Consider the following 6,050-nt stretch of genomic DNA (forward strand, 5'->3'; position numbering starts at 1 on the left):
GGTTCGATTATGCTTGACCGAGAAGGGTTCAGACCCAACGTCGGCATCATCTTGCTCAACCAGAAAAATCAGGTTTTTTGGGGCAAGCGCATTCGCACCCACAGCTGGCAATTCCCACAGGGCGGCATTGATCGAGGAGAGACTCCCGAGCAAGCCATGATCCGTGAATTGCACGAAGAAGTGGGGCTCAAGCAAGAGCATGTGCGCATCGTTGCCCGTACCCGTGATTGGTTGCGCTATGAGGTGCCAGACCGGTTCATCCGCCGTGACGCGCGCGGTTTTTACAAAGGCCAAAAGCAGATTTGGTTTTTGCTGCAGATGGTGGCACCAGACCACCATTTGAATTTACGCGCCACCGACCATCCCGAGTTTGACGCTTGGCGTTGGAACGACTACTGGGTGCCACTGGACGCGGTGGTTGAATTCAAACGCGGTGTTTACGAAATGGCGCTGACCGAGCTGTCACGCTTTTTGCCGCGCAACGATATGCGCAGCCGTTATTTACGCGGTGGTGCACATCACCCCGCACAAGACAATGGCGGTATGCCCAAGCAATTTGGCGCCATCATGCACATGGAGTTGCCACCAGGCGCCACGTTTGATCCAGACCCGCAAGCTGGGTTGCGATAAAACCAACGCACACGTAAAAAAAGCCCATGTAAGTGGGCTTTTTTTATTTAGAGAGCACCATATTGTCTCGGTGCACCATCTCAGGCTCGGCAGCATAGCCAAGCAACTCAGCCATTTGCCCTGAAGGTTTACGGCACAACAAACGCGCTTCGGCCGCTGCATAGTTGGCCAAACCGCGAGCCACTTCTTGGCCTTGAGCATCCAGAATGGCAATCACTTCCCCACGCGAGAAATCGCCGTCCACGTGAGTCATGCCAATCGGCAAAAGACTAGAACCATCGCTCTTGAGCTTGTGGATTGCACCATCGTCGATGGTGACGGAGCCGCGCAGTTGCAAATGGTCAGCCATCCACTGCTTGCGGGCTTGTTGTTTTTGGGTTTGTGCCACCAGCAATGTGCCAATGGCTTCGCCTTGGGTCAAGCGCACCAAGGCATCTGGCTCTCGGCCCCACGCAATGACGGTGGATGCGCCCGAACCTGCAGCACGCTTGGCTGCCAAAATTTTCGTGATCATGCCGCCCTTGCCGATGCTCGAACCTGCGCCACCCGCCATGTCTTCGAGCTTGGCGTCACCCGCGCGGGCTTCGTGCACAAAAGTGGCTGATGGATCACGGCGTGGATCGGCGGTGTACAAACCTTTTTGGTCGGTCAAGATGATGAGGGCATCGGCCTCAACCAAGTTGGCCACCAGAGCACCCAAGGTGTCGTTGTCGCCAAACTTGATTTCGTCATTCACCACCGTGTCGTTCTCGTTGATCACAGGCAACACGCCATGCGTGAGCAAAGTCAACAAGGTAGAACGGGCATTGAGGTAACGCTCGCGGTCAGCGAGGTCGGCGTGCGTGAGCAAGACTTGGGCTGAGCCCAAACCGTTTTCGCGCAGCTTGGTTTCGTACATCTGGGCCAAGCCCATTTGGCCCACAGCTGCTGCGGCTTGTAACTCGTGTAGCTCTTGCGGACGCGTGGTCCAACCCAAGCGCTTCATGCCTTCGGCAATTGCACCGCTAGACACCATGATGACTTCGCGGCCATCGCGAACCAAGGCGCTGAGTTGGCGACACCATTCGCCAATGGCTTGTTCGTCCAAGCCTCGGCCTTCGTTTGTGACCAAGCTAGAGCCGACCTTGACCACGATGCGGCGAGCATCGCGCAACACGGTGGAGGTGGAAAGCGTCATGGCTGCTTATTCGGGGGTGGGCTCAGCAAAGCGTGGGTCAACATACTCGGGCGGCTGCTCAGCCACCTGTTGCGCTTTGATGTGTTTGTAGATGTCTTTGATCAAATGCTCGCAACCCTCACGCGTCAGCGCAGAGATTTGGAACACCGGACCTTTGTATTTCATGCGCTTGACAAAGTCGGCAACCAAGGCTTCGCGCTCATCGGCTGCGACCATGTCGAGCTTGTTGAGCACAATCCAACGCGGCTTGTCGTACAAGGCTTTGTCGTATTTTTTAAGTTCGTTAACGATGGCCTTAGCTTGCGCCACAGGGTCGACACCTTCGTCGAACGGTGCAATGTCCACAAGATGCAGCAACAAACGTGTGCGCTGCAAGTGACGCAAGAACTGATGACCCAAGCCCGCACCGTCAGACGCGCCTTCAATCAAACCCGGCACATCGGCCACCACAAAGCTTTGCTCTGCGGCCACACGCACCACGCCCAAGTTGGGGTGCAAAGTGGTGAAGGGATAGTCAGCAATCTTGGGGCGCGCATTGGAAATGGCAGAAATCAAGGTGGACTTGCCCGCGTTGGGCATGCCCAGCAAACCCACGTCGGCCAGCACCTTCAACTCAAGTTTGAGCTCGCGCTTTTCACCGGGCCAGCCTGGTGTTTTTTGGCGAGGTGCACGGTTGATCGCGCTCTTGAAACGCATGTTGCCAAAGCCACCGTCACCGCCCTTGGCGATGGTGATGACCTCACCCGGCACGAGCAACTCAAACAACACGTCGCCGGTTTCGACGTCGGTGATGATGGTGCCAACGGGCATTTTCAAAAGGATGTCGTCGCCTGCATGGCCGAACATGTCGGAGCCCATGCCGTGTTGGCCGCGTTTGGCCTCGTGGCGGCGTGAGTAACGGAAGTCGACCAGAGTGTTGAGGTTGGGGTCTGCCACGGCAAACACATGGCCGCCGCGCCCGCCGTCGCCACCGTTGGGGCCGCCGAACTCTTTGTATTTTTCATGACGGAACGAGACGCAACCGTTCCCCCCATCACCAGCGGCGATGTCGATATAGGCTTCGTCTACGAATTTCATGGGTGTCTTAAAGTAGTAAAGCCCCGACAAGTCGGGGCTTTGTCACAAATCAGTTTGAAAAAATCAAACCGGTGTGATGTTGACCATGTGCTTGTTCAAAGCGCCTTTAACGCCGAACGAGACGTGGCCATCAACCAATGCGAACAAAGTGTGGTCTTTGCCCAAGCCAACGTTAACGCCGGGATGGAACTTGGTACCACGTTGACGCACGATGATGGCGCCAGCGGAGATCAACTCACCGCCGAAAGCCTTCACACCGAGCATTTTGGGCTTGGAATCGCGCCCGTTTCGCGTAGAGCCGCCGCCTTTTTTCTGTGCCATGTCAAATGCTCCTTAGCCGTTGATGGAAGCAATCTGCAATTCAGTGAATTGCTGACGATGCCCTTGGCGTTTTTGATAGTGCTTACGACGACGCATTTTGAAAATGCGAACTTTGTCGTGTTTGCCATGAGACAAAACTGTCACTGTGACAGTTGCACCGGACACCAAGGGTGTGCCGACCTTGAGTTCAGCGCCGTTACCGACTGCCAAAACTTGATCGATCACAATCTCTTGGCCTACGTCCGCAGCAATCTGTTCTACTTTAATTTTTTCACCAGCAGCAACACGATACTGTTTGCCACCGGTTTTTATGACCGCGTACATGTGAGACCTCTAGATAAGAATCTATTTGGATATCTACGGACGGATTTCCGCAGAGCCCGAAATTATAGCAGTGATTAGTGCAAAACGCCAATCCCTATAATCCGACAGCGGTTCAACGCCTTTTGTCTCCTTTTTCCTAGTCACGCTTTGTCCACTACAACTGCAAACCCCTTAGCCCTGATCGCTGCCGATATGGCAGAAGTTGACCGCGTCATCGCGCAACGCTTGGACTCGGGCGTGCCATTGGTGGGCACCGTGTCGCAGTACATCATCTCGGCGGGCGGTAAGCGCATTCGCCCTGCCCTGCTTTTGCTCATGACCGGCGCCTTGGGCTACACCGACGCTCAGCGCCACAATTTGGCCGCCGTGGTGGAGTTCATCCACACCGCGACCTTGCTGCACGACGACGTGGTGGACGAATCCACCTTGCGTCGTGGCCGCCCTACTGCCAATGAATCGTTTGGCAACCCAGCCAGCGTGCTAGTGGGTGACTTTTTATATTCCCGCGCCTTCCAAATGATGGTCGATTCCGGCGAAATGCGCGTCATGGAAGTGCTGGCAGAAGCCACCAACGTGATTGCGGAAGGCGAAGTGCTGCAGTTGATGAACATGCACGATGCATCGCTTGACGAAGCTGGCTATTTGCGCGTGATTCGATCAAAAACCGCCAAACTCTTTGAAGCCAGCACCCGCTTAGCTGCCATCTTGGCGAAAAGCACGCCCGAAGTGGAAACCGCTTGCGCTCACTACGGCCAGGCCTTAGGCACCGCTTTTCAAGTGATCGACGACGTGCTTGATTACGACGGCGACGCCAAAGAACTGGGCAAGAACTTGGGTGACGATTTGCGCGAAGGCAAAAACACCTTACCGCTCATCATTGCCATGCAGCGCGGCACGTCCGCACAACGTCAAACCATCCAAAGCGCCATTGAAAACGGCGAAATGGATGCCTTGGCTGAAATTGTTGCAATCGTTCGCAGCACAGGCGCACTGGATGCCACACGCTCAGCCGCCAATGCAGAAGCGGAACGCGCCATTGCGGCATTGAGTATCTTGCCCGTTAGCCCTTACCGCGATGCCATGCACGCCCTAGCTGCACAACTGCTCGACCGTCGCAATTAACCTTTCAAACCCACAGAATGCACGATTTAGACAAACCCTATACCGACAGCATTCAGCAATGGGATATTGCCTGCGATTGCTTTAAATCAGAATTTAAATTCGACCCAAACGAAATTGTCACCATCGACACGATTCGTGAAATGTTTGCCGAAATAGTCGACGGACATGCGCTGTCACAAAACGCGTCCATCTCTTTGATGTTTGCTTTGTATTTCTTAGGCTATATCACGCTGCTAGAAATTATGAAAGCCAAAGACGAGGGCTTTGAAATTGGCGATATGAGCGATTTTTATTTGATACTGGACCGTGCAGACCAGTGGGCACACCAATCGGCAGATACCATCAAATTAGCGGAAGCAGCTGCGCCGATTATTCAAGCCACACAACAGATCATGCATAAGCTAAATCTGACGCGTTAAGTTGCGCGCGTCGGGTATTTATTCTTCGACCAATTTGCAGGGCATTCGGATGCCCTTTTCGACGCGCTTTTCTTCGCAATAACGCATGGCGCGACGCTCGCCCTCAGCCGACATTTTAATATGAATTGAGCAGCGAAACGCCATCTTTTCGCCATCAGAATGGCTATCAAAGGCGGTGGCGCAATGGCTGTTCTCATTCATTTCGGGCTTTAACTCTTTCCAGACGGACCGCAAAGAATCTGGTAACTCACTCAAATGAATTGAGGGATAGTTACCGATTGGTTTTGCCGCTGCCGCAAAACCAATCAGTGCCAAGGCACAAACCAAGTATTTAAAAGAATGCATGATTAAGTCTCGGCAATCAGTGAATTAAGCAGCCACTGCAGCGGGTGCAATCAAAGCACTGTCAAGCGTGCCAGCAGCCTTCAACGCTTGCACCCAAGTTGGGGAAACGCCACGGCCTGTCCAGGTTTGTTCTGGGTTTGCGGGGTTACGGTATTTAGGTGCCACTTTCTTACCCGCCAAGACGCCTTTTTTGGCTGCCTTGGGGGCCTTCGCTGCTTTAGCAGGCTTGCCTGAACTCAAGGCCTTGGCTATGTCAGCCGCTGTCAAACCAGCTTCTTTGGCCATGTTGACGATTTGAGCCAATACTTTTTCATGCGACTTTGATTTCAAAGCCTGCTCTTTTTTATCCAAAAGCTCGCGCTGTTTACGAATAGACGCGAGTTGATTTGCGACGGTGTTACGTGCCATGAGAGATATTCCTAGTTAATATTTTTAAAAGAACTTATTTTAAACACACTCTAGAAAACTAAAAAGCCCGCAGTGCGGGCTTTTATTAAGGCGGATTCAAGGACGAAGTGCAACAAAGATGAACTGGTTATAGGTGGCTGAGGATGCGAGAGCATCATGGCCGCTTTAACCGCCAAGTCGAAGTTGCCCAATGTACAAGCACCTCAGCCGAGAAGAACGATACCAAA

Annotated in this window: 9 protein-coding genes; 3 read left to right on the forward strand and 6 right to left on the reverse strand. The window is 53.4% G+C overall.

All coding sequences use genetic code 11. The features are described from left to right. Positions 1-9 precede the first annotated feature (9 nt). Entirely contained in the window at positions 10-630 is a 621-nt protein-coding gene (locus tag RMR24_RS02690) for an RNA pyrophosphohydrolase (protein WP_310613551.1), read from the forward strand. A gap of 43 nt (positions 631-673) precedes the next feature. Here the strand turns inward: RMR24_RS02690 and proB are convergent, their stop codons facing one another. The 4 genes from proB to rplU all read right to left on the reverse strand — a co-directional run bounded on the left by proB (position 674) and on the right by rplU (position 3,529). Further along, the gene (gene proB / locus RMR24_RS02695) at positions 674-1,807 is read right to left on the reverse strand and encodes a glutamate 5-kinase (protein WP_310613552.1); all 1,134 of its coding nucleotides are present in this window, start codon (positions 1,805-1,807) and stop codon (positions 674-676) included. A 6-nt stretch (positions 1,808-1,813) separates the two neighbouring features. Continuing rightward, positions 1,814-2,884, reverse strand: coding sequence for an Obg family GTPase CgtA (cgtA, locus tag RMR24_RS02700; RefSeq protein ID WP_310613553.1), 1,071 nt, complete (start codon positions 2,882-2,884; stop codon positions 1,814-1,816). Between the two features lie 63 nt (positions 2,885-2,947). After that, positions 2,948-3,205 carry a 50S ribosomal protein L27 gene (gene rpmA, locus RMR24_RS02705; RefSeq protein WP_310613554.1) on the reverse strand — a complete coding sequence of 86 codons (258 nt, stop codon included), beginning with the start codon at positions 3,203-3,205 and terminating at the stop codon, positions 2,948-2,950. 12 nt (positions 3,206-3,217) lie between these two features. Continuing rightward, positions 3,218-3,529 carry a 50S ribosomal protein L21 gene (gene rplU, locus RMR24_RS02710; RefSeq protein ID WP_104796975.1) on the reverse strand — a complete coding sequence of 104 codons (312 nt, stop codon included), beginning with the start codon at positions 3,527-3,529 and terminating at the stop codon, positions 3,218-3,220. Positions 3,530-3,721: 192 nt separating this feature from the next. Between rplU and RMR24_RS02715 the strand changes: the two genes are divergently transcribed. Continuing rightward, complete coding sequence (locus tag RMR24_RS02715) at positions 3,722-4,651, forward strand: polyprenyl synthetase family protein (protein ID WP_310613555.1); 930 nt, start codon at positions 3,722-3,724, stop codon at positions 4,649-4,651. A gap of 17 nt (positions 4,652-4,668) precedes the next feature. Further along, complete coding sequence (locus tag RMR24_RS02720; RefSeq protein WP_310613556.1) at positions 4,669-5,070, forward strand: hypothetical protein; 402 nt, start codon at positions 4,669-4,671, stop codon at positions 5,068-5,070. Positions 5,071-5,088: 18 nt separating this feature from the next. Here RMR24_RS02720 and RMR24_RS02725 read toward each other — a convergent pair whose 3' ends face one another. Both RMR24_RS02725 and RMR24_RS02730 read right to left on the reverse strand, forming a co-directional pair. Then, positions 5,089-5,415, reverse strand: coding sequence for a hypothetical protein (locus RMR24_RS02725; RefSeq protein ID WP_310613557.1), 327 nt, complete (start codon positions 5,413-5,415; stop codon positions 5,089-5,091). A gap of 24 nt (positions 5,416-5,439) precedes the next feature. Continuing rightward, positions 5,440-5,823: an H-NS histone family protein gene (locus tag RMR24_RS02730; RefSeq protein WP_310613558.1), complete on the reverse strand. Its 384-nt coding sequence runs from the start codon at positions 5,821-5,823 to the stop codon at positions 5,440-5,442. Between the last annotated feature and the right edge of the window lie 227 nt (positions 5,824-6,050).

Origin of the sequence: Limnohabitans sp. (assembly GCF_031539105.1) — a bacterium.
Lineage (GTDB): Bacteria > Pseudomonadota > Gammaproteobacteria > Burkholderiales > Burkholderiaceae_C > Limnohabitans.